This window comes from Streptococcus sp. HMSC072D07 (assembly GCF_001814835.1).
Lineage (GTDB): Bacteria > Bacillota > Bacilli > Lactobacillales > Streptococcaceae > Streptococcus.
The window spans coordinates 1-408 of record NZ_KV818076.1 but is presented as its reverse complement, the minus strand read 5'-3'; the positions used below and the strand labels follow the sequence as shown (position 1 = coordinate 408).

The window sequence follows — 408 nt, the reverse complement described above, 5'->3', positions numbered from 1 at the left end:
AGTATTGGAACTTGATTTTGTATAATTTAGACAAGGAGGGCTTGCCTGAGCGAAAGATTGACCTATATCAGGCAGTGCGAAGCTACAATCAGAAAAGTATTCCTATTAATCTAATTGACTCCTATTATGTTGAGGGTACTCACTATTTTAGGTTGAGAATTGGTGATTTATCGGATGAAGAGAATCGAATTTACAAAGATGTCTATCTCAATGTGGAGACGGAAGAAGTGGTGGAACTTCCAAAAGATACAAAGTTTGGAAGGGACTATGACATAAGTGATATAGCGCAAGTAACTAATTATAATAAGGTTTTAAGGAGTCTAGGTTATTTTGATCCTTCGAATGAGATTGGTGTAACTGGCTCTGAAGGGCATGCTCCAGACCCTAACATCAATCTCTATAGTCTTT

At 37.3% G+C, this 408-nt stretch carries 1 pseudogene; it reads left to right on the top strand.

Annotation, left to right across the window (positions count from 1 at the left end):
• Positions 1 to 17: 17 nt before the first annotated feature.
• Positions 18 to 408 (top strand): annotated as a pseudogene (locus HMPREF2991_RS07810) (hypothetical protein); the annotation flags it as partial.